The sequence below is a fragment of the Streptomyces sp. P5F9 genome (genome assembly GCF_057961495.1).
Genome location: NZ_JBXVPZ010000002.1, coordinates 61,291 through 83,312 on the forward strand (window position 1 = coordinate 61,291; position 22,022 = coordinate 83,312).

At 69.8% G+C, this 22,022-nt stretch carries 20 protein-coding genes; 10 read left to right on the forward strand and 10 right to left on the reverse strand.

Annotation, left to right across the window (positions count from 1 at the left end):
* The first annotated feature begins 61 nt into the window (after nt 1–61).
* Nucleotides 62–2,113 carry a beta-galactosidase gene (locus AC31A1_RS00770; RefSeq protein ID WP_489651283.1) on the forward strand — a complete coding sequence of 684 codons (2,052 nt, stop codon included), beginning with the start codon at nt 62–64 and terminating at the stop codon, nt 2,111–2,113.
* Here the strand turns inward: AC31A1_RS00770 and AC31A1_RS00775 are convergent.
* The 3 genes from AC31A1_RS00775 to AC31A1_RS00785 all read right to left on the reverse strand — a co-directional run bounded on the left by AC31A1_RS00775 (nt 2,106) and on the right by AC31A1_RS00785 (nt 5,228).
* Complete coding sequence (locus AC31A1_RS00775; RefSeq protein WP_489651284.1) at nt 2,106–2,753, reverse strand: response regulator; 648 nt, start codon at nt 2,751–2,753, stop codon at nt 2,106–2,108. The genes AC31A1_RS00770 and AC31A1_RS00775 overlap by 8 nt on opposite strands.
* Nucleotides 2,750–3,997: a sensor histidine kinase gene (locus tag AC31A1_RS00780; protein WP_489651285.1), complete on the reverse strand. Its 1,248-nt coding sequence runs from the start codon at nt 3,995–3,997 to the stop codon at nt 2,750–2,752. Before AC31A1_RS00780 ends, AC31A1_RS00775 begins: the two co-directional genes overlap by 4 nt.
* An 85-nt stretch (nt 3,998–4,082) precedes the next feature.
* On the reverse strand, nt 4,083–5,228 hold the full coding sequence (locus AC31A1_RS00785) for an ABC transporter substrate-binding protein (protein ID WP_489651286.1): 1,146 nt from the start codon (nt 5,226–5,228) through the stop codon (nt 4,083–4,085).
* Nucleotides 5,229–5,502: 274 nt separating this feature from the next.
* On the opposite strand from AC31A1_RS00785, the gene AC31A1_RS00790 reads away from it, so the two are divergent.
* The 4 genes from AC31A1_RS00790 to AC31A1_RS00805 all read left to right on the forward strand — a co-directional run bounded on the left by AC31A1_RS00790 (nt 5,503) and on the right by AC31A1_RS00805 (nt 9,183).
* Complete coding sequence (locus tag AC31A1_RS00790; protein ID WP_489651287.1) at nt 5,503–6,684, forward strand: permease; 1,182 nt, start codon at nt 5,503–5,505, stop codon at nt 6,682–6,684.
* The gene (locus AC31A1_RS00795) at nt 6,665–7,285 is read left to right on the forward strand and encodes a hypothetical protein (RefSeq protein ID WP_489651288.1); all 621 of its coding nucleotides are present in this window, start codon (nt 6,665–6,667) and stop codon (nt 7,283–7,285) included. Before AC31A1_RS00790 ends, AC31A1_RS00795 begins: the two co-directional genes overlap by 20 nt.
* A gap of 51 nt (nt 7,286–7,336) precedes the next feature.
* Complete coding sequence (locus AC31A1_RS00800) at nt 7,337–8,272, forward strand: NHL repeat-containing protein (RefSeq protein WP_489651289.1); 936 nt, start codon at nt 7,337–7,339, stop codon at nt 8,270–8,272.
* Between the two features lie 134 nt (nt 8,273–8,406).
* Nucleotides 8,407–9,183 (forward strand): SDR family oxidoreductase, encoded by a 777-nt coding sequence (locus AC31A1_RS00805; RefSeq protein WP_489651290.1) that lies wholly within the window; start codon nt 8,407–8,409, stop codon nt 9,181–9,183.
* Between the two features lie 64 nt (nt 9,184–9,247).
* Here AC31A1_RS00805 and AC31A1_RS00810 read toward each other — a convergent pair whose 3' ends face one another.
* Entirely contained in the window at nt 9,248–10,114 is an 867-nt protein-coding gene (locus AC31A1_RS00810) for a winged helix-turn-helix transcriptional regulator (protein ID WP_489651291.1), read from the reverse strand.
* 100 nt (nt 10,115–10,214) lie between these two features.
* Here AC31A1_RS00810 and eno point away from each other — a divergent pair, with 100 nt between their 5' ends.
* Nucleotides 10,215–11,498 (forward strand): phosphopyruvate hydratase, encoded by a 1,284-nt coding sequence (eno, locus tag AC31A1_RS00815; protein WP_489651292.1) that lies wholly within the window; start codon nt 10,215–10,217, stop codon nt 11,496–11,498.
* A 91-nt stretch (nt 11,499–11,589) separates the two neighbouring features.
* Here the strand turns inward: eno and AC31A1_RS00820 are convergent, their stop codons facing one another.
* On the reverse strand, nt 11,590–11,886 hold the full coding sequence (locus AC31A1_RS00820; protein ID WP_393758971.1) for a putative quinol monooxygenase: 297 nt from the start codon (nt 11,884–11,886) through the stop codon (nt 11,590–11,592).
* 112 nt (nt 11,887–11,998) lie between these two features.
* Between AC31A1_RS00820 and AC31A1_RS00825 the strand changes: the two genes are divergently transcribed.
* Entirely contained in the window at nt 11,999–12,964 is a 966-nt protein-coding gene (locus AC31A1_RS00825; RefSeq protein WP_489651293.1) for a GlxA family transcriptional regulator, read from the forward strand.
* Between the two features lie 9 nt (nt 12,965–12,973).
* Here AC31A1_RS00825 and AC31A1_RS00830 read toward each other — a convergent pair whose 3' ends face one another.
* The 3 genes from AC31A1_RS00830 to AC31A1_RS00840 all read right to left on the reverse strand — a co-directional run bounded on the left by AC31A1_RS00830 (nt 12,974) and on the right by AC31A1_RS00840 (nt 16,686).
* The gene (locus AC31A1_RS00830) at nt 12,974–13,906 is read right to left on the reverse strand and encodes an NADP-dependent oxidoreductase (RefSeq protein WP_489651294.1); all 933 of its coding nucleotides are present in this window, start codon (nt 13,904–13,906) and stop codon (nt 12,974–12,976) included.
* Complete coding sequence (locus AC31A1_RS00835; protein ID WP_489651295.1) at nt 13,906–14,370, reverse strand: MarR family winged helix-turn-helix transcriptional regulator; 465 nt, start codon at nt 14,368–14,370, stop codon at nt 13,906–13,908. The genes AC31A1_RS00830 and AC31A1_RS00835 overlap by 1 nt, the downstream gene beginning before the upstream one ends.
* An 84-nt stretch (nt 14,371–14,454) precedes the next feature.
* Nucleotides 14,455–16,686, reverse strand: a complete 2,232-nt coding sequence (locus AC31A1_RS00840; protein ID WP_489651296.1) for an MMPL family transporter — start codon at nt 16,684–16,686, stop codon at nt 14,455–14,457.
* Between the two features lie 199 nt (nt 16,687–16,885).
* Here AC31A1_RS00840 and AC31A1_RS00845 point away from each other — a divergent pair, with 199 nt between their 5' ends.
* Both AC31A1_RS00845 and AC31A1_RS00850 read left to right on the forward strand, forming a co-directional pair.
* Nucleotides 16,886–17,611, forward strand: coding sequence for a TetR/AcrR family transcriptional regulator (locus AC31A1_RS00845; protein WP_489651297.1), 726 nt, complete (start codon nt 16,886–16,888; stop codon nt 17,609–17,611).
* Between the two features lie 60 nt (nt 17,612–17,671).
* Nucleotides 17,672–18,328 (forward strand): maleylpyruvate isomerase N-terminal domain-containing protein, encoded by a 657-nt coding sequence (locus AC31A1_RS00850; RefSeq protein WP_489651298.1) that lies wholly within the window; start codon nt 17,672–17,674, stop codon nt 18,326–18,328.
* A gap of 70 nt (nt 18,329–18,398) precedes the next feature.
* Here the strand turns inward: AC31A1_RS00850 and AC31A1_RS00855 are convergent, their stop codons facing one another.
* Together AC31A1_RS00855 and AC31A1_RS00860 are read right to left on the reverse strand one after the other, a co-directional pair.
* Entirely contained in the window at nt 18,399–20,177 is a 1,779-nt protein-coding gene (locus AC31A1_RS00855; RefSeq protein ID WP_489651299.1) for an FAD-binding dehydrogenase, read from the reverse strand.
* 157 nt (nt 20,178–20,334) lie between these two features.
* A complete protein-coding gene (locus AC31A1_RS00860; RefSeq protein WP_489651300.1) occupies nt 20,335–21,033 on the reverse strand; it encodes an SDR family NAD(P)-dependent oxidoreductase in 699 nt (232 codons plus the stop codon).
* 90 nt (nt 21,034–21,123) lie between these two features.
* On the opposite strand from AC31A1_RS00860, the gene AC31A1_RS00865 reads away from it, so the two are divergent.
* The gene (locus tag AC31A1_RS00865; protein WP_489651301.1) at nt 21,124–22,017 is read left to right on the forward strand and encodes a helix-turn-helix transcriptional regulator; all 894 of its coding nucleotides are present in this window, start codon (nt 21,124–21,126) and stop codon (nt 22,015–22,017) included.
* The last annotated feature ends 5 nt before the right edge of the window (nt 22,018–22,022 follow it).

The window sequence follows — 22,022 nt, forward strand, 5'->3', positions numbered from 1 at the left end:
CGGCCCGCCCGGAATCCACCACGCATCTCGTACCGCCTGTGCAGTAACCGGAAGGACCATCATGATCTCCACCCTCCTGTCCCAGTTGCGGCACGGGCCGGACGGTGACACCACCCCCCGCCTCGCCTACGGCGCCGACTACAACCCGGAGCAGTGGCCGCGCGAGGTGTGGGACGAGGACATCCGGCTGATGCGCGAGGCAGGCGTCAACATCGTCTCCGTGGGGATCTTCTCCTGGGCCCGCATCCAACCCGCCCGGGACGAATGGGACTTCGGCTGGCTCGACGAGGTCATGGACCTGCTGCACGCGGGCGGCATCGGCGTCGACCTGGCTACCGCCACCGCGTCCCCGCCGCCGTGGCTGAGCACGGAGGACCCGGAGATCCTCCCGGTGACGGCCGCCGGCGAGACCCTGTGGCCGGGAGGCCGCCAGCACTGGCGTCCCACCTCGCCCGTCTTCCGCGAGCACGCGCTGCGCCTGGTACGGAAGTTGGCCGAGCGCTACGCCGACCACCCCGCGCTGGTCGCCTGGCACGTCTCCAACGAGCTGGGCTGCCACAACGTCTACGATTACTCCGACGACGCGGCCCGCGCCTTCCGCGACTGGCTGCGCGCCCGCTACACCACGATCGACACGCTCAACCAGGCCTGGGGCACGGCCTTCTGGTCCCAGCGGTACAGCGACTGGGAGCAGATACTGCCGCCCCGGCTGGCCGCCTCCTTCCCGAACCCCACCCAGCAGCTCGACTTCAAGCGCTTCTCCTCCGACGCGCTCAAGGACCATCTCCGCGCGGAGCGCGACCTGTTGCGCGAGATCACCCCGGACGTGCCGGTCACCACGAACTTCATGGTGATGGGCAACACCAAGGGCATGAACTACGCCGACTGGGCCGCCGAGATCGACTTCGTCTCCAACGACCACTATGTGCTGCCCGGTTCGCAGGACCGCGACGAGCTGTCCTTCTCCGCGAACCTCGTCAGCGGCATCTCCGCCGGCCGTCCGTGGTTCCTGATGGAGCACTCCACCAGCGCGGTCAACTGGCAGCCCGTCAACGTGGCGAAGCGCCCCGGCGACCTGGCCCGTGACTCGCTGCTGCACGTCGCGCACGGCGCCGACGCCGTCTGCTACTTCCAGTGGCGCCAGTCCGCGGCCGGCGCCGAGAAGTACCACTCCGCGATGGTCCCGCACGCCGGAGCCGACAGTGAGGTCTTCCGCGCGGTGGCCGAACTCGGCCGCACACTGCGGACGTTGGCCCCCGTCGCCGGATCGGACCGAGAGACGGCCCGGGTCGGCATCGTCTTCGACTGGGAGTCCTGGTGGGCGAGCGAGCAGGACTCGCACCCCACCGACCGGCTCGACTACCGCCAGGAGGCGCTCGACTGGTACTCCGCCCTCCTGGACCTCGGCGTCCGCGCCGACATCGTCACGGCGCAGACCGCCCTCGACCGCTACGACGTGGTGATCACGCCGGTGCTGCACATGATCCCGGCGGCCCTCTCCAAGGAACTCACCCGGTACGTCGAACAGGGCGGCCACCTGGTCTCCACGTACTTCTCCGGTGTCGTCGACGAGAACGACCACATCTGGCTCGGCGGCTACCCGGGCGCCCTGCGCGACCTGCTGGGCATCCGCATCGAGGAGTTCGGCCCGCTGCTCGACGGCGACACGGTCGAGCTGGACCTCGGCGGCACGGCCACCGGCTCCCTGTGGACCGACCGGATCACGGTGACCGACCCCGAGGTGGAGGTGCTGGCCCACTACAGCAGCGGCGCCTACACCGGCCGCCCCGCCGTCACCCGCCGTACGGTGGGCGGAGGTTCCGCCGCGTACGTCTCCACGCGACTGGGCCGTGAGGGCCTCACCGGTCTGCTCCCCGAGCTGCTCGCGCCCGCCGGTGTCGGCAGTGAACTCCCGGACGCGGCACGGGGAGCTGTCGAGCTGACCGTGCGTCGGAACGCGGACAGCCGCTATCTGTTCCTGGTCAACCGGACCGACGGGACAGTGCCGTTGACCGGACTGTCCGGGGAACTGCTGGTCGGCAGCGCGGGCGAGGACGGTTTCCCCGTGCTCTCCCCCAGGGAGGTCGCCGTAGTGAGCCGGCCCGTCAGGTGAGTTCGAGCAGCCCGCGGCGGACGGCCTCCGACACGGCCGCCGCCCGGTTGTCGACCTTGAACTTGCGGTAGATCCGCACGAGATGGGTCTTGACCGTGGCCTCGCTGAGGAACAACGCCTCGGCGATGGCCCGGTTGCTGCGGCCCTCCGCCATCAGCCGGACGACCTCGACCTCGCGCTGGGTCAACTCCTGGGCGGGGCTGACCACTTGGCCCACGAGTTCGCCCACGACCTCCGAGGCCAGGCCGACCGAACCGCCGGCGGCCGTACGGACGGCCTGGAAGAGTTCCTCAGGCGGCCCCGCCTTGAGCACATATCCGCGGGCGCCCGCCTCCAACGCCCGGACGACATCGGCCCGTCCGGCATAGCTGGTCAGCATGACGACAGCCACGCCCGGCGCCCGCTGAGCGAGCCTCCGTACGGCCTCGACACCGTCGATCCCGCTCCCCGCCCCGGCGAACCGCAGATCCATCAGCGCGACATCGGGCGTCAACCGGGCTGCCAGGCGCACGGCTTCCTCACCACTGCCGGCCTCGGCGACCACGTCGAGATCGGGTTCGCCGTCGAGCAGGGCGTGCAGCCCGGCCCGTACGACGGCGTGGTCGTCCGCGATCAGGAGGCGGAGCGGGGCGGCGGTCATGCGGTGCTCGCCGCGGTGAGAGGCGCGACCGGCTGGATCCGGGGTGGGGCGGACACCGTGGCGCGGACCCTGGTCCCCCGCCCCGGCACGCTGCTCACGTCGAGGTCTCCACCGCATTCGCGCAGTCGCGCCCTGGCCGCGGGCAGCCCGAAGCCGCGGTCCGCGCGGGCACCGGCCGCGAAGGCCGCGGCGGGGTCGAAGCCCAGCCCGTCGTCGCTCACTTCGAGTTCCACCCGGTCCCGGTGCCGCCGGTAGGTGACCAACACGCTTGCCGCGCGGGCGTGTTCGCGTACGTTCGCCAGGGTGCTCTGGGCGACACGGAAGAGAGTGGTGGCCGTGCGCTCGTCGAGGACCGGCTGATACGCGCCCACCGCGCGGAACTGGACCCGAGCCCCCGCGCCTTCCGTCCGCGACCGGGCGCACAGCAGCCGCAGCGCGTCTTCCAGGCCCGCCTCGGCGACGGCGGCGGGGGTGAGATCGCGGATCATCCTCCGGGTCTCCGTCAGGTTCGCGCCGAGTCCGTCGGCCACGGCTCGGACGCGGGTGCGTGCCACGTCCGGCCGCTCGTCCCAGTCCCGCTCGGCCACCTGCAACAGCATGACGCTGCCGGCGAGTTCCTGGGCCAGGGTGTCGTGCAGGTCGCGGGCGATGCGGGTGCGCTCCGCGAGCACACCGGCCTGACGCTGTTGCTTGGCCAACGTGTCCCGGGTGGCCCGCAGTTCCTCGACGAGCCGCTGCCGTACGACCGCGTCCCGCTGCTGCGTCCGGTAGAGGGCGACGGTCGCCCACACCGCCGCGACGGGGACCAGCGCGGCCTCAGGGTCGAACCGGCCCGTGGACCGCACGAGCGACCCGACGAGCACGCCGGTGATCACGGCCACCGTCACCACGGCGGCCCGCCGGCCGAGCACGCGCAACGCGGCGCAGGCGAGCGGAACGGCGCACCACACGTAGGCGGTGGTGAGCAGCGCCGGGGTGAGGAAGGTCAGCCACGTCCACAGCAGGATCAGTACGGGAACCCAGGCACGCCTGCCGAGCACCCCGAGCCGGTCCCACCACGTCAGCCCGCCCGCGTACACCAGGGCCAGTGCTCCGCTGAGGCTCACGATGTACCAGCACAACGGGACGTCGATCACGGCGAGCCGGACGAAGCCCGCCCCGACGACGAGGAACAGCGAGAGATGGGAGACGTGCTCCAGGGTGTGACGACTGCCGCGAGCGGTCAGCGGAGTGCGAGCGGACACGGCGGATCCCCTTGGGCCACATGATCCGGACAGGGCCCCCGAGTCTATCGACCACCTGTATGACCGGTGTGAACAGTGGGACCCGTCACGCCCCCGGGTGCAGCCCCGGCCAGCCCGGCGAGGGGTCACCCTTGACCTCGCCGAAGTAGAGGGCGAAGGTCTGCTTCCAGCGCTCGATGGCGGCGCGGTCGGCCATGAAGCGGGGGAAGCCGTCGATGTTCGCGTTCGGGTACTCCCAGATCGGCTTCAGTCCCGCCGGGAGCGTGGTGTCGGTCCGCACCGACCAGCCGTTGAAGGACGCCCCCTGCTGGGCGTCGGACAGCTGCCAGTTGAGGTAGAGCTTGGCGGCCGTCCGGTTCTTGGCCTGCTTCAGAATCGCGGCGCGCTGGCCCCAGGCCATGAAGGGGCCGCTGTCGGGAACGACCCACTTCACGGGAGACGTGGAGAGCAGCGAGCCCGATGTGGCGACGCCGATCGCCTTCTGCCCGCCGCGGACCGCGTCTCCCGGGGAGTTGCTGCCCCGGGCGAACCGCACGTCCTGCCCGGCGAGCGCGGCCACCCAGTCCCAGCCGTACCGCTGCGCGTACAGCGAGTAGAGGTAAAGGGCCGCGTCGTCGTCGTGCGGGTAGGACGAGGCGATCTGTCCCTTCCATTTGGGATCGATCAGGTCGAGCGGGGTCTTGGGGGCATCCGCACCGACCGCGGCGACGTCGTACAGGAAGCTGAAGGCGATCGCACCGATGGCGACCCAGGCGCCCTGCGGGTCCTTGAACTTGTCGTAGACCTTCGAGAAACCGGCCGCCTTGTAGGGCAGCAGCCGTCCCTGCTCCTTCCAGCGCGTGAAGTCCTGCAGCGTCTGGAGCTGTACGACATCGGGGACCAGGGTGTCGGTCGCGAACTGGTTGTCCACGCGCACGTCGTGGTACTTGCTGTAGTCGACGATCAGCGTCAGATCCATGGCGGGGAAACGCTTCTTGAAGGCCGCCTTGGTGGCGTCCTGCTGGGTCGGCGTGTCACCCCCGGCATAGATCACCAACTTGCCGCCGTCCGCCAGGGCGTCCCGGTACAGCTCGTCGAGCGTTCGGGTCTCCTCGGCTCCGGAACCACTCCGGGAGGACCGCTCGCCCGAGGCTGCCGCGGCGGGCGTGGCCGCGGCGCCGAGCACACTCATCCCGAGGGCGGCACCGGCTCCACCGGCAAGGACACGTCGCCTACTGAGAAAACTGGACACTCTGAGGGGCCTCTCTGAGGGGGGCTTGAAGCCATGAGCTGCGTCGGCGGAAGCCCGGCGCCATGGTCATCCGTGATTCTTCTGCCGCCCGGGGGCCGTTCGCGTCGTCCGTACGGAGCGAGGAGTGTGCGAGGGGTTGAAGTCGCGTTCAACCGATCGGTTGAACGGCCGCACCCGCACCCGACCGACACCCACTGGACACGTCCTGCCGCGCCCATTCAATACCCCCTAGGGGTATAGTCCTGGCGGACACACACCGGAGAGGGGCGGGTTCATGGGAGCGATCGGGCACGCGTTGTCCATTGCCGGTTCGATGACCTGGGAGGTCACCTGGGCGCTGATCCTCGGGTTCACGCTCTCCGCCGTCGTGCAGGCGGTGGTGCGTCGGTCGACGGTCGTACGGCTGCTCGGTGACGACCGGCCGCGCACGCTCGCCCTGTCCGCCGGGCTCGGCGCGGCCTCGTCGTCCTGTTCGTACGCGGCCGTCGCGCTCGCCCGTTCCCTGTTCCGCAAGGGCGCGAACTTCACGGCGGCCATGGCGTTCGAGATCGCCTCCACCAATCTCGTCGTCGAACTCGGCGTGATCCTGGCCCTGTTGATGGGCTGGCAGTTCACCGCAGCGGAGTTCGTCGGCGGACCGATCATGATCGTCGTCCTCGCGGTGCTGTTCCGTCTCTTCCTGCGGCAGCGTCTGCTGGACCGGGCGCAGGAACAGGCGGAGCGCGGGCTGGCCGGTTCCATGGAGGGGCATGCGGCGATGGACATGTCGATCGGGGGCGAGGGGAGCTTCGTCCGTCGACTGTTCTCGCGGGACGGGTTCACGTCGGTCGCGCACATCTTCGTGATGGAGTGGGCCGCGATCCTGCGTGACCTGGTGGCCGGACTGCTGATCGCGGGCGCGATCGCGGCCTGGGTGCCGGACAGCTTCTGGCACACGTTCTTCCTCGCGGACCATCCCCTCGCCGCGAAGCTGGTCGGATCGCTCGTCGGACCGTTGGTGGCCATCGCGACCTTCGTCTGCTCGATCGGCAACGTGCCCCTCGCGGTGGTGCTGTGGAAGGGCGGCATCAGCTTCGGCGGGGTGATCGCCTTCATCTACGCCGACCTGCTGATCCTGCCGATCCTGAACATCTACCGGAAGTACTACGGCGCCCGGATGGCCGGCTTCCTGCTGGTCACCTTCTTCACGGCGATGGCCGTCGCCGGGTACATCGTCGAGTTCGCCTTCGGCGGCCTGGGACTCATCCCGGACCAGGCCGACGCCAAGATCCCCGACGACGGGATCACCTGGAACTACACGACCTGGCTCAACATCGCCTTCCTGCTGCTGGCCGCGAGTCTGCTCGTACGGTTCCTGCGCAGCGGCGGCCCGGCCATGCTGCGGATGATGGGCGGCTCACCGGACCAGGGCGAGCAGGAACACACGCACGAGGACCATGAGCACCATCACCACTAGAACCTATGTAGTCGATGTCCCGTACGTACAGGGCGAGATGGCCGTCCTCGATATGCCGCTGGAAGTTCTCGTCACCGGCGGCGGCCGAGCCCTGCAGCAAGTCCGCGAGGGACTGCAACCGGGGCGCGGCCATGTCCATCACGGACTGCCGTTCCTCGCGGGTGCAGCCGTACGCGTCGAGGAAGTCCCTGGCACGGTACGCCTGTTGCTCGGTCGTGCCCCAGCCGTCGTGGTTGTCGGGGTGGGTGAGCCCTACGGCCCGTTCGCCGGTGAAGACGCGGTTGTACGGTGCGAAGTCTCCGTGACAGATCACTTCGACCGGCGCGAGCGCGTCGAACTGCCAGTCACCGCCGGGGTGTTGGGCGAGGTCCGTGGTCGCGTCGTCAGGTTCGAGGTGGTCCAACAGGCGCTGCACGGCAGGGGTCCAGGGCATGACCGGCTTACGCACGGTCTCACCGACCCGGAAGACACGTGCGGTGCCGCCGCCGGTCAACTCCTGCTCGTCCGCCTCCGCATCTCCTTCGTCGGAGTACGGGCGGGGGAACGGCGGACATGTGGATCTCCTCGCGTGCCTGCGAAGGGTGGATTGCCGATCAAGTAGCTTACGTGGACGGCCTGTTACCGTGCCGCGGTCGAAAAAACGGGGGATGCGATGTCGGCGGTCGTCGGGATGGAGAGGGTGTGGGCACCGTCTGTCGTCGATCTCTGGGCAGGGCGACGCCCTCTGTGGTGGACCGTCGGCCCGGCGGGAGAACTCGCCGTTCTGCTGGTTCATCGGACGTACCTGCACCGGATCCACTACATCAAGGGCTGGGTGGGATGGGGCCCGGAGCTGCCGTTCGACGGGGTGTTGGTGATCCGGCGGGCTGACGGATCAGTTCGACGCCGTCCGATCAAGGATGTGCGGGTCTGGCCCAGTCACATCGCCCTTCTCCCGGACTCCCGGCTCCTCGTCGCGGGCGGTCGCACACGCAAGGAGGACACGGGTTCGTGGAAGCCGAACGCCGCCGTGTTCTCCCTGACGAGCGGCGAGCAGCAGAACTCCTTCTGCATCGGCGACGACATCCCGGCTTTGGTGACCGACCACACCGGATCGATCTGGACGGCCCACGGCGACGAAGGCATCTACGGAGGGCATCCGGAGTCGTCGGCCGGGCTTGCCGGCTGGAGTGCCGTAGGGGAAGCGGTCTGGGCACCTGAAGGCCGCCTCCCCGACAGGCCGTTGAATGGTTGCACCGCCGCCACCGAGGGCGACCGGGTGTGGCTGATCTGGTACTCCGGCACCCGTCGCGGCGGCACGTTCCTCACGCGGATCACCCCCTCCACGGGCGAGGTGACCAGCTGGCCCAGCCCTGTGCCCCAACCGGACGGGTTCGCCGTACGCGGCGATCGGGCGGTCCTGACCAAACGCGATCACAACGAGCCGATGACCGAAGTCGTCCGGGCCGAACTGCTCGGCGACGCCTGGAGCGTGACCGAGCGGGACAAGACCCGAGTGCCAGGGCGCGTTGTCCTGCGCTGCGGTCAAGGGCGCGACGGATTTCTGTGGCTGCGCGCCGGCGACACCTGGCTTCGCATCGAGGCCTGAACCACCACGCCGGACGGAACGTCGCGAGTGTGGAGAGCTGCTCCGTGGGACATCCGACAGCCGCTTCCGCACAGAAGCAGCCCTGCGCAAAAGGCAGTTGCCGATCCGACCCCACTCATGAACGATCTCCGACCATGATGACGAACCCCGACCTCCCATCTCCCCGCCCGCTCGCCCTGATCACCGGAGTAGGCCGGACCATCGGCATCGGCGCGGGTGTCGCACGTCAACTCGCGGCCTCCGGCTGGGACATCGCCTTCACCTGCTGGACCCCTTACGACGAACGCATGGCCTGGGGCCCCGAGGCCGGCGCGACCTCTGCCATCACCGACACCCTCACTCAACACGGCGCCGCCACCACGGCAGTTGAGGCGGACCTCGCCGACCCGGACACCCCGGCCCGTGTCTTCGACGAGGTCGAACGCGAACTGGGCGGTGTCACGGCCCTGGTGATGTGCCACTGCGAGTCCGTCGACTCCGGCCTGCTCGACACCACCGTCGAGAGCTTCGACCGGCACTTCGCGGTCAACGCCCGCGCGACCTGGCTGCTGATCCGCGAGTACGGCCGACGGTTCGCCGCCGAGACAGGCAGCGGCCGGATCATCGCCCTCACCAGCGATCACACCGTGGGCAACCTCCCCTACGGCGCCAGCAAGGGCGCCCTGGACCGCATCACCCTGGCCGCCGCGCACGAACTCGCCCACCTCGGCATCACCGCCAACGTCATCAACCCGGGGCCGGTGGACACCGGTTGGATGACCGACGAGGGACGAGCGGGCGTGCTCCGGCAGACACCGCTCAACCGCCTCGGCACCCCGCAGGACACCGCCCACCTCGTCGACTTCCTCTGCTCACCGGAAGGCCAGTGGATCAACGGCCAACTCCTCATGAGCAACGGCGGGTTCGCCTAGCAGCACTCGGGCGGCCCATCGTCTGACGGCCCCAGCCGGACTCCCCCTCATGCACACACCCGCCTCAAGCCGTACGTGCGCAATCCTCGGCCAGCCGCAGGCTCTGCTCGACGGCATGCGGGATGTCGTCGACCGGGAACAGCGTGTGCCGTACGGTCCGTTCGGCGTCGACGATCAGGATCAGGCGTTTGTGGCGGAGCCGGCCGGCGCCTCGGAAGGTCGGGAGTCGTAGGGCCGCGCCCAGTTGGTGGTGGGCGTCGGAGAGGAGCGGGTACGGGATCTCCTCGGCGTGGGCGAACTCCGCTTGTTCGTACGGGAGTTGGGTGCTGATGCCGCGTATGTTCACGCCCGTCCGGCGGAAGTCGGGCCAGGCGTCTCGGAAGAGGCGGTTCTCCAGGGTGCAGCCCGCCACTCCGGGGATCCGCTCGTCCCAGTCGACGCCCGTGCCGGGGTAGGTGAACAGCACGGTCGCGGCGGCGTCCGGCGAGACCACGGGCAGGTCGGTGCCCTGCGTGCCCGGGAGTTGGAGGTCTTCCGGCACGCGGGCGCCGGCCAGGGCGCGCACGCGGGAGTGCTCGGCGCTGTCAGCGGCAGCCGTGGCGGTGAGGCTTCCGTCGCCGAGAACCCATCGGTCACCCCAGTCCTGCATGGCGACGAGGAGCGGAAGCAGGGCGAGTCCGGCATCGGTGAGCACGTACTCGTAACGCACCGGGCGTCGTTGGTAGAGGCTGCGGCGCAGGACGCCTTGGGCGACGAGTCGGCCCAGGCGTTCGGTGAGGACGTTGCGGGACAGGCCGATCTCGGCGGCCAGCGCGTCGAAGCGGACGTGGCCGCGGGCGATCTCCCGCAGGATCAGAACGTTCCACCAGTCCCCCAGAACCACGGCGGCCCGGGCGATGCCGCAGGTCTCGTCGGCGTTGTGCATCCTCATGGACCCATAGTAGGTTCTCTTTCAGGACTCACTTTGTTTCTAGACGGAACTTACCGCCCGCCGATGTCCGAGACGCGGGCCCTGCGTGAGGAGTTGCACCGTGACCGCCATCAGCCGGGTCGTCGCACGCGAGATCATCGACAGCCGGGGCAATCCCACCGTCGAGGTGGACGTCGAGCTCAAGGACGGCTCGCTCGGCCGGGCCGCCGTACCGTCGGGCGCCTCCACCGGCGCCCGGGAAGCGGTCGAACTCCGCGACGGCGACCCGACCCGCTTCCACGGCAAGGGAGTTCGGCGTGCCGTCGACGCCGTCAACGAGAGCATCGCGGACGCCGTGATCGGACTCGACGCCGAGAACCAGGCCGCCGTGGACCGGACCATGACCGAACTGGACGGTACGGACAGCAAGTCGCGGCTCGGTGCCAACGCCCTGCTCGGCGTCTCCCTGGCCACCGCCAAGGCGGCCGCGGCCGCCCATCGGCTGCCGCTGTACCGCTACATCGGCGGTGTCGACGCCCGCCTGCTTCCGGTGCCGATGATGAACATCGTCAACGGCGGCGCGCACGCCGACAATCCGCTCGACTTCCAGGAGTTCATGATCGCGCCCATCGGTGCGGCCACCTTCGCCGAGGCCGTCCGGATGGGCTCCGAGGTCTTCCACACCCTGCGCCGCGATCTGATCGCCGCCGGCCACAGCGTGAACGTCGGCGACGAGGGCGGCTTCGCCCCCGATCTGCGCACCGCCGACGAGGCCCTCGACTTCGTCGTCCACGCCATCGAGAAGACCGGTTACAAGCCCGGCACCGACATCACCCTCGTCATGGACCCGGCCACGTCCGAGTTCTTCCGCGACGGCGTCTACGACTACAGGGGCGAGGGTGTCCGCCGTACGCCCGCCCAACACGCCGACTACCTGGCCGAGTTGGTCGACCGCTACCCGATCGCGTCGATCGAGGACCCGATGGCCGAGGACGACCACGACGGCTGGCAGGCGCTCACCGCCCGGCTCGGCGAGCGCTGCCAGCTGACCGGCGACGACGTCTTCTGCACCAACGAGGCGCTGTTGAGCGCCGGGATCCGTGACGGGATCGCCAACTCGGTCCTGGTGAAGGTCAATCAGATCGGCACCCTCACCGAGACCCTGGCCACCGTGGCGACGGCCCACCGTGCCGGCTACACCGTCGTCATGTCCCACCGCTCCGGCGAGACCGAGGACACCACCATCGCCGACCTCGCCGTCGCCACCGGCTGCGGCCAGATCAAGACCGGTTCGCTGTCCCGCTCCGACCGCACCGCCAAGTACAACCAACTCGTCCGTATCGAGGAGGACTTGGGCGACCAGGCACGGTACGCGGGGCGCGACGCGCTGGGGCTGCGCCGCTGAACTCTCGACGTCGGCGGTCAGGTGGTGGGCTGTGCCTCGATGACGGAGAACGCTCCGGGAGGCACGCCGACGCGGCGCAGGCCGGCCGCGGTCAGGAGACCTTGGTCCCCAGCAGGTCGACCGGGGCGATCACCGGTGGCGCGCTGAGCTTCGTCTGCGCGGCCTCTCCCAGCGCGGCGGCGATCCGCCCCGCCAGGTGGGCCTGGCGTCCCTGCTCGTCCTCGAAGGTGTCGAACACCCCGAAGGTGGTGGCGCTCTCGCGGAACGCGAACCACGCCACCGTGCCCTCCTCCCGCTCGGCCAACTCCTGGGCCCCGCGCAGCATGGCCTCCACCTCGTCGGCGTACTCCGGCTTGGCCTCGATGCGTACCAACAGACCGACCTTCACTGTGACCACTCCTCGCGTTCGAACCGCCGGGCTTCCGGCGCACAACGAAGCTATGGCGGCGCCTGGTGATCACATCAGCGGCAGAAACGCCACGGTTGATAGTGTTTCCGCCATGCGTGTAGCGGTCGTCGTCTACGACGGGGTGTTCGACTCGGGCCTCTCGGCCGTCCTCGATGTGCTGAGCAACGCCAACGCGCTGGGCGGGCAGATCCACGAGTCCTCGCCCACCTGGAACGTGACCCTGGTCGGCCCGGCTCCGCAGGTACGGACGGGTGCCGGCCTCCTCGTGGCGCCCGAGCCGCTCGACGTCGCCGCTACCGCCGACCTCCTGGTCGTACCGGCACTCGGGGTGAGCGATCCCTCGGCGCTGCTCGACCATGTCGGCGGCGACGTGTCCCTGCCCGTCCGCGAGCTGATCGCCCGAACTCGCCGGCGCGGTACCGCCGTTGCCTCGGCGTGCGCGGGTACCTTCCTGCTGGCCGAGGCGGGCGTGCTGGACGGGCTGCGCGCCACGACGACCTGGTGGCTGTCGCCCGCCTTCCGGAACCGGTATCCCAAGGTCCGGCTCGACCACAGCCGGATGGTCGTCGCCTGCGAGGGCATCACCACCGCCGGCGCGGCCTTCGGCCATGTCGATCTCGCGCTGGCGATCGTCCGGGCCGGCAGCCCCGCGCTCGCCGACCTGGTCGCCCGTTACCTCGTGGTCGACGAACGCCCGTCGCAGGCGGCGTACACGATTGCCGGCGCGCTGGCCCAGAGCGATCCCATCGTCGCGGCCTTCGAGGTCTGGACCCGCGAGCACCTGGCCGAGCCCATCGGCATCCCCGAGGCGGCCAAGGCCGTCGGCGTCAGCGAACGGACCCTCCAGCGTGCCGTGCAGCGCACGGTCGGGACGTCTCCCATCCGTTTCGTCCAGGACCTGCGGATCGAACGCGCGTCACATCTCCTGCGCACCACCGGCCTCTCCCTGGAGACGATCTCCAGGAAGGTCGGCTACGAGCACCCCAACACGCTGCGGGTGCTCCTCCGCGAACGCACGGGGATGACGACATCGGCGCTGCGCGGCGGCAAGAGATGACAGGTCGTTTCAGGGGATGAGCACGATCTTTCCGCGCGTGTGACGCTTCTCCAGTTCGGCGAACGCGTCGCGGACGCCGTCGAGCGGATAGGTCGCGGCGATCGGGATCTCGATACGGCCGGAGGCGACGAGGTCGGCCATCTCGGTGAGGACCTCGCGGGTGGAGGCGTCGGCGCTGCCCGCGCTCTTGGTGCCGAGTTCCTGTGCCTTCTGGAACGAGATGATCGTCTCGATCCGGTCCCTGGAAATGCCTAGTTCTACGGCGAGTTGGACGTACTGGGGGCCGAAGAGGTCGATGAAGGCGTCGATCCCGCCGGGCGCCGCCGCGGTGAGCGCATCGGCGAGCCGGTCGCCGTACGGGACCGGGGTCGCGCCGTGGGCGGTGAGCCAGTCGGCGTTGGCGGGCGAGGCGATGCCGAGGACGTGCGCGCCCCGTGCGGCGAGGAGTTGGACGACGACGGTGCCCACACCGCCGGCGGCGGCCGAGACGGCGACGGTCTCGCCGGGCTTGGGGGCCACCGCTTCGACGGCGGCCCACGCGGTGCAGCCGACGACGTAGAGGGCGCCGGCCACCTCCCAACTCAGGGCAGCCGGCTTGAGGATGAGCTGCGACACCGGTACGACGACGTGGGTGGCCTGGCTGGAGCGCTGCCAGGAGAAGCCGAGAACCTCGTCGCCGAGGCCGAAGTCGGTGACGCCCGCGCCGAGTTCGGTGACGACTCCGGCGAGGTCGCTGCCCTGGCCGGACGGGAAGGCCGCGGGGAACCTCTCGTGCATCGCGCCCGAGCGGATGGCCGCCTCACCGGGGTTGATGCCGGCCGCCCTGACCTCCACGAGGACTTCGCCTGCGGCGGGTTGGGGCATCGGCACCTCGGTGACGCGGAGGACGTCACGGTCGCCGTACGAGTCGAAGCGCACTGCTCGCGCTTGGGTGGTGCTCATCAGGTCTCCTTCGTCAGGGGTGTTGGCCCGGGTGCGGGCTGTGCGGGGGTGGTGGCGCGCAGCACGGCGAGCGCGCTCGCGAGGTGGCTGAGCGCCGTGCCGGGGAGCGGGCCGGCCAGCCGTGTCGTGAGTTCACGGTCGAACACGGGACCGGCCTCCGCCAGCAACTCCCGCCCGGCCGCCGTCAGTTCGACGATCGAGGAGCGGCGGTCGGCGGGGTGGGGGCGCCGGGTGCAGTGGCCGAGCTTCTCCAGCCGGTCGACGGCCTGACTCGCGCCGCCGACCGTGATCGAGAGGGCGGCGGCTATGTCGTTCACCCGGCAGGAACCATCGTGCTCGACGACGAGCATCACGTTCAGACCGCCCAGGGTCACCGCGCACTCCTGGCGGAGCCGGGCGTCGATTCCGTTCCACAGGTCGGTCTCGAAGCGCACCAAGTTGTCGAAGAGTTGCCGCAGGTCCACGGGCGGGGTCCTTCCAGCGAGATGCATTAGCTCTAATCATATTAGAGCTAATACATCTCGCTGGCTACCCGCGGTCTCGCGTGATCAGACCTGCGTCGAGTCCTTCCCGTACGACGGCTCGGTGGCGAGCTCCGGCGCGGGCGCGGGACCGCCCTCGCTGAGACCGAACCGCTCGTGGAACCTGCGCAGGAACCCGGGCGCGTACCAGGCCGCGCGGCCGAGCACGCGCATCGCGGCGGGGACGAGGATGCCGCGTACGGCGACGGCGTCGATAAGGATGGCCAACCCGCTGCCCAGGCCGAAGAGTTGCATGAAGCTGAGCTTGGCCGTCCCGAAGGCGAAGAAGCTCACCGCGAGCAGGCAGGCGGCCGCGGTGACGATGCGTCCCGTGTGGCCGAGGCCGTTGGTCACGGCGGACTCGTTGTCCTCGCCGAGGTCGTGGAGTTCCTTGATCCGGCTGGTGACGAAGACCTCGTAGTCCATCGAGAGGCCGAAGGCGATGCAGAACATCAGCACGGTCATGGAGACGTCCATGGGCTGGGCCGTGAAGCCGAGCACGGAGGAGAAGTGGCCGTCCTGGAATATCCAGGTCATGACGCCGAGGGTCGCGCCCAGGCTGACCATGTTGAGGAGCAGCGCGCGCAGCGGCTGGACGACGCTGCCGGTGAAGAGGAAGAGCAGGAGGAAGGTGGTGAGGGCGACCAGGGCCACGGCGAGCGGGAGCCGGCTGCCGACGGAGTGCTTGGAGTCGACCAGTACAGCGTCGACTCCGCCTACCAGAGGGTGTGTTCCGGCGGGCGGGGTGACTGCCCGCACGTCCTTGACCAGGCTCTGGGCCGCATCGGACTTCGGCGTCAGGGTGCTCACGACGTTGAGCTGCTGCGCGTCGGGACGCGCCAGGGCGGTGTTGCCGGGGGCGGTCGCCGCGGGCTGTCCGTCGGCGTAGGTTCCCGTGCCGGTCTCGACGCGGACGACGCCCTTGAGCCCGGACAGTTCGGTCGCGTACGACTCCAGCGGGGCCTTGCTCAAGGGCTTGTCGATGACGATGTGGAGGGCGGAGTCGTCGTTGCCGTTGAACTTCTCGCGCAGGACGGAGGAGACCTGGCGGCTCTCGGCGTTCTCGGGCAGGACGCGTTCGTCCGGGGTGCCGAAGGTGATGCCGAGGAGCGGGCTCGCCGCGACCAGCAGGACCGCGAGGACGGGCAGCGCGGTGAGCGCGGGCCGCTTCATGACGGTGGCGGCCAGCCGTCCCCACAGGGGTGCGCGGGTGGCGGAACGCGTGCGGTTCGCCCAGGGCAGCCGCCCGCCGTTGACCCTGTGGCCCAGGACGGCGAACAGAGCCGGCATGACGAACAGGGTGCTGACGGCCGCGATGACGACGACACCGACACCGGCGTAGCCGAACGAGCGCAGGAAGTACTGCGGGAACACCAGGAGTGCGGCGAGCGCGGCCGCCACGGTCGCGGCGGAGAACGCGACCGTACGGCCCGCGGTGCTCACCGTGCGCCGGACGGCGTCGTCCACGCTCGCCCCTGACGCGAGTTGCTCGCGGAACCGGCTGACCATCAGCAGGGCGTAGTCGATGCCGAGACCGAGACCCAGCGCGGTGGTCAGGTTGATCGCGAAGACGGAGACGTCGGTGGCGCTGCCGAGGACGTACAGCTCCGCGAACGTGCCCGCGATGGCGATGGTTCCGATCGCCAGCGGCAGCAGGGCCGCGACCATACTGCCGAAGACGAGTAGGAGCAGGAGGAGGGTGAGCGGCACGGCGATGGACTCGGCGAGGACGAGATCCTCGCCCGACTGGGTGCCCATCCCGCTGGTCACGGCGGCGCCGCCGCCCGCCCGGACGGTGAGTGTCTTCTCGTACGTCCCGGCGTAGGCGTCGATGACGCTCTTCGCGTTCTCGTCCCGCTCGGTGTCGTCGCCCTTCACATGGGCGAGGACCATGGCGTCGCGACCGTCCTTGGAGCGGAGGTCCGAACTGCCCGTGTCCCAGTACGAGATGACGTTCTCAAGGTGCTGGTCCTTCTTGAGCTCGGCCACCAGGTCCCGGCCGCTCCGCCGCGCGGCCGGGGTGTCGACGCGCCCTTCGGAAGCGCCGACCAGCAGGACCAGATTCGTCTCCCCGCCGAACTTCCGGTCGATGGCCTTCGCGGCCCGGGAGGACTCGGAGGCCGGGTCGTCGTAGCCGCCGCCCTGCAACTTGGCGAACGCGCCGGCGCCCAGCACGCCCATGAGGGCCACAGCCACGACGGCGACGACGAGTACCAGCCGGGAGCGGCGGATGGCCAGTTCGGCTATGCGTTCAAACACGCCCGTTCTCCTTAGATATCCATACGTTTGATGTCCATACGGTGAAAGAGGCGCGAAACAGCCGGAGTTGATCAACGGGGCACTCTTCGTCGCCGTGCACGACGTTAGTGAGGAGCAAGAAGATTTGGCAGTGTTAGATTTTCCTCACACTTTGCAACGTCGGGGCGCACGAGAGGAGTTGGCGTCGTACGGTCGCCGCATGGCCGTCGACGAACGCACCACAGCACCGCCCTCGCTGCGCGAACGGCGCCGGGCCGCCGCCACCCAGGAGATCGTGGACGCGGCCGAGCGCCACCTCACCGAACACGGGCCCGCCGCCCTGTCGTTGAGAGCGGTGGCCCGCAGCCTCGGCATGACCGTGCAGGCGCTCTACCACTACTTTCCGAGCCGGGACGCCCTCGTCACCGCGCTCGTCACCAAGGCGTACGACGACCTGGCCGATGCCGTGCAGTCCGCCGTCGACACCCCGTCGGACGAGCCGGACCTACCCCGCCTGGTGATCGCGACCGAGGGCTACCGCCGCTGGGGCATCGCCCATCCCGAGCGCTTCCAGCTCCTCTACGGCACACCGCTGCGGGACTACGTGGCACCCGCCGAAGGCCCCACCACGCAGGCCACGCGCCGCATGAGCGAGATCTTCGAGCGCGAACTCTTCGAGGGGTTCAGCACGGAGCAACTCGCCGCGGCCGACGTCCCCGTGCTCTCACCCTCGCTCCAGGCCTACTTGGAACAACTGCCGCACTACGGCCACGGGCATCTGCCCGCCCCCGCGACCGCTCTGCTGATGAGCGCGTGGGGGCACCTGCACGGCCTCGTCGCCCTGGAGGTGTTCGGGCACACGTCCTTCCTCGGCGACCACCAGGCCGAGCTCTTCCGCATGGCCATGCGGAACCTGCTGGCGGACATCCACCGCAGGATCGCGTGACACGGTCCGCTCGACCATCGCTGGTTGCAGCCCGCGCCGGCGTCGCACTAGCTTGCCGACGTGGATCTCTTCTCACGTTCCTGGACCGCGCTGCTCGCGGCGGTGGCCGACCTCGCGGACGAGGATTTCGCGCGGCCGTCGGGCTGTGCCGGGTGGCTGGTGCGGGACCTGGTCTGTCATCTGGTCATCGACGCCCAGGACGTCCTGATCACCCTCGTGACGCCTGCCGACACGGAACCGACCCGCGACGCGGTGACCTACTGGACCGTCACTCAGACACCGCCCCCCGGCGACGACCCGCTCGACGCGCTGATCGTGCGACTGGCCGCCGCGTACGAGGAGCCCTGGCTGCTCAAGTTCCATCTGGACGACGTGGGTTCGGCCGCGGGCCGCGCCGCCCGGCTCGCCGACCCCGACCTGCGGGTGAGCACGCAGGACGAGGTTCTCACCGCGGGCGACTACCTCTCCGCGTACGTCCTTGAGTGGACCCTGCACCACCTCGACCTGGTCGCACATCTCCCGCACGCGGCGGGTCCGTCGACTGAAGTGCTCGCCGGGGCACGGGAGTTGCTGGAGCGGATCGCCGGGTCCGCGTTCCCGTCGCCGTTCTCCGACACGGCCGCACTGCTCGTCGGCACCGGCCGGCGCGCTCCGACCGACGAGGAGAGAGCTCAACTGGGCTCACTGGACGACAAGTTGCCGATCGTCCTGGGATAGTCCCGCTCCCCTCGGCAACTCGGTCCGAGACCGGCCGAGTTGCCGAGCGGACGGCGAACGGCCGTAGCACTCAGATCGCGGCAGCCGCCGCGCGGCCCGCCTGGCGGCCGGAGAAAAGACAGCCGCCGAGGAAGGTGCCCTCCATCGAGCGGTAGCCGTGGACTCCCCCGCCGCCGAAGCCGGAGACCTCGCCGGCCGCGTACAGACCGGGGATGGGCGTACCGGTGGCGTCCAGAACGCGGCCCGAGAGGTCGGTCTGGAGGCCGCCGAGGGTCTTGCGGGTGAGGATGTTGAGGCGGACGGCGATCAGAGGTCCGGCACTCGGGTCCAGGATCTTGTGGATCGCGGCCGTGCGGCTGAGTGAATCCCCGGTGTAGGAAAGGGCGTTGCGGATGCCCATCACCTGGGCGTCCTTCGAGTACGGGTTGTCGATCTCCCGGTCCCGGGCCTCGATCTGCCGCTGGAGGTCGGCCAGTTTGATCAGGCCGTCGCCGGTCAACTTGTTCATTCCGAGGACCAGTTCGGAGAGCGTGGTGGCGGTGATGAAGTCGACGCCGTTCTTCCTGAACTTCTCGATCGGCTCCGGCGTCTGCCAGATGCGCGAGAGGAGCATCAGGATGTCCTTGTTGGTGAGGTCCGGGTTCTGCTCCGAGCCGGAGAGCGCGAACTCCTTCGCGATGATCTTGCTCGTGGTGACGAACCACGAGTAGTCGTAGCCACCGGCGGTGATCGAGCCCAGCGTGTGGAGGGTGTCGTAGCCCGGCATGTCGGGGGCGGAGAACCGCTTGCCGGTGGCGTCGAACCACATCGACGACGGTCCCGGGAGGATGCGAATGCCGTGGTTGGGCCAGATCGGGTCGTAGTTCCGGAGGCCCTCGGTGTAGTGCCACATCCGGTCGGGGTTGACGATACGGCCGCCCGCCGACGCGGTGATCCCGAGCATCCGGCCGTCCACGTACGCGGGCACACCGGTGATCATGGTCTTGGGCGGGTTGCCCAGCCGGGCCGGCCAGTTCTGCCGTACGAGATCGTGATTGGCGCCTATGCCGCCCGAAGTAACGATCACCACAGGGGCGTTGAGCTCGAAGTCGCCCACCACGGTGCGGGAGGTGGCCTTGCCGCGCTGGGCGGTGCTGGGTTCGAGGATCGCGCCGCGCACGCCGGTCACGGCGCCGTTGGTGCGGACGATCTCGTCGACGCGGTGCCGGAACTTGAAGGTCACCTTGCCGCCGGCGACCCCGGCCCGCACCTGCTTCTCGAACGGCTCGACCACGGCCGGTCCCGTGCCCCAGGTGACGTGGAAGCGGGGCACCGAGTTGCCGTGTCCGTCGGCGAGGCCGCCGCCGCGCTCGGCCCAGCCGACGATGGGGAACCAGCGGATGCCGAGGCCGTAGAGCCAGGACCGCTTCTCGTTGGCCGCGAAGTCCACATACGCCTCGGCCCACTTGTGGGCCCAGTAGTCCTGGCCGGCCGGGTCGTCGACGCCGCGGTCGAAGCCGGCCGTGCCCAACCAGTCCTGCCAGGCCAGCTCTTGGGAGTCCTTGATCCCCATGAGCCGCTGCTCGTCGGAGTCGATCAGGAACAGTCCGCCGAAGGACCAGAACGCCTGGCCGCCGAGGTTGGACTCGGGTTCCTGGTCCAGGAGCAGCACTTTCTTTCCTGCGGCGACCAGTTCGGCGGTCGCGACGAGACCGGCGAGGCCGTGGCCGACGACGATGGCGTCGGCGGACGAGGTGTCGGCCGCGAACGCCGGTACCGCGTGTGCCGCGAGGGCGGCGCCGGCGGCGACACCGCCGGCCACCGTCAGGGCTCTTCGTCTGCTGATCGTTGTGGGGGCCGAGTTCTCCATGGGGTGCCTTCCGGATCAGATACGGGAGGTGCGGGAGGTGTGCCCGACACGTGGAACGTGCCGCGACACCACAGTTGTTACCGCCGGTAGCACCCAAGGAAACCAAGCTGTGTCGGCCGTGTTGCGCGAGTGGGGTTCAGAACAGGGTGCGTGAGGTTCAGGCCAGGGCGAGCGGGCCGTCGCGGTCGATCAGGCGGCCCGAGCCCGCGCCGGGTTTCTCGGTCGCGAGCCGGACGATCGCGTCGGTTCCCTCGGTGACGGTCTGGGGGCCGCTGTGGCCGTTGAGGTCGGTCGCCGTGTAACCGGGATCGGCGGCATTGACGCGAACGTCCTTGAGTGCCTTGGCGTATTGGGTGGTCAGCATGGTGAGGGCCGCCTTGGACGCGGTGTACAGCGGCGCGACGACGGAGGACTCGATCCGCGTCGGGTCGTGGGTGATGGCGAGCGAGCCCATGCCGCTGCTGACGTTGATGATCACCGGGTCGGGCGAGCGGCGCAGCAGCGGAAGGAACGCGGTGATCGTCCGGACCACGCCGAAGACGTTGACATCGAAGACGCCGAGCGCGTCCGCGCCGGTCAGGTCGGTGGGATCGCCGTGGGGGCCATGCACACCGGCGTTGTTGATCAGGACGTCGAGGACACCTTCGTGTGCGGCGACATCGGCCGCCGCTGCGGCGACGGAGGCCTCGTCGGTGACGTCGATACGGACGAACCGCGCACCGAGCGCGGCGGCGGCCTCCGCGCCCCGCTCTTCGTCGCGCGCTCCGACGATCACGGTGTGGCCGAGGGCGAGGAGGCGGCGGGCGGTCTCGTGGCCGAGGCCCTTGTTGGCTCCGGTGATGAACGTGTTGGTCATACGTCGATCGTGCCCACCGCGCGGGTGCGCTGCCAGGGACGCATCGACCGTAGGAACGGCGTTACCAGGACCAGGGGCCGAGGGTGGAAGATGGAAGGCATGGCGACGCATGAAGGGATCGATCTGGGGCTGGGTGCGACGATCCGTGCCTGGCGGGAGCGGTTGTCCCCGTCGGCCGTCGGGCTGCCGTCCGGTCGGGCCCGGCGGGCGGCCGGTCTGCGCCGTGAGGAACTCGCCGAGCGGGCCGGGATGTCGGTGGACTATGTGGTGCGACTGGAGCAGGGACGGTCCACGGCGCCTTCGGCCCAGGTGGTCGCCTCGCTCGCGCGGGCCCTCCAACTGACCGCCGTGGAACGGGAGCACCTCTACCGCATGGCCGGGCTGGTCCCGCCGAACGGCGAGCCGGTTCCCGATCACCTGCCGTCGGGAGTACACCGGGTGCTGAACCGGCTCGGGGACGTCGCCGTCGCCGTGTTCGCCGCCGACTGGCAGCTGATCTGGTGGAACCCCGGGTGGGCGGCGCTGCTCGGCGACCCGTCGGACAAGCCGCCCGAGCAGCGGAACTTCGCGCGTGAGCGGTTTCCGATCGGTTCCGGCGACGACGTACGTGACATACGCATTGCCTCGTGGCCGGTGCTGGTGCGCAACGGTGCCGCCTCGGATCTCGCGATCGTGTCCGACCTGCGCCGCGCCACCGGCCGCTTCCCGCAGGACGTCCGCCTGGCGGAGCTGATCCGCCAACTCACCGCGGGCAACGAGACGTTCGCGCGGTTGTGGGCGAGCGGCACCGTGGGCGCGCACCGCGAGGACCGCAAGACGGTCGAGCATCCCGAGGCCGGTCCCGTGGACGTGGACTGCGATGTCCTGACGGACGGCGATTCCGACCTGAAGATCGTCATCTTGACGGCCGTGCCCGGGAGTTCGGACGAGGCCGGGTTGCGGCGGGCCATGGCCGGTGGCAGCTTGCGTGTGCCCACCCTCTGATTCCG